At 80.3% G+C, this 310-nt stretch carries 1 protein-coding gene; it reads right to left on the bottom strand.

The annotated features are described in order from the left end of the window. The coding region (locus tag UK12_RS35020) for a hypothetical protein (RefSeq protein ID WP_045307261.1) at positions 1-290 on the bottom strand (290 nt) is incomplete at its 3' end. Between the last annotated feature and the right edge of the window lie 20 nt (positions 291-310).

Here is a 310-nt window from a genome sequence, read left to right on the forward strand (position 1 = left end):
GGGTGCTGCCGGTGCTGGCGCTGCTGCTCGCCGGCGGACTGCTGCCACCGCAGCGCCTGTCGGTCATCCCGGTCCCCGGCCTCCTGAACCGCGCTGCCCTCCCCCCCCCCCCGCCGGCCGGCCGCCGGCCACTGGACCACCCGCGACCGCCGCCCGGCCAGCCGGCCGCCGCGCTCCCCCTCGGCTCCGAGGAGCCCCCGGCCGGCGAGCACGGCCGCCGCGAGCAGCAGTGCGGCCGTGACGGCCCCGAGGGCGGGCGTGACGGGAAGGAGCTGGTTCGCGGCCGCCACGGCTCAGATCCAGCTGGTGA

Source organism: Saccharothrix sp. ST-888, from assembly GCF_000955975.1.
Taxonomy (GTDB): domain Bacteria; phylum Actinomycetota; class Actinomycetes; order Streptomycetales; family Streptomycetaceae; genus Kitasatospora.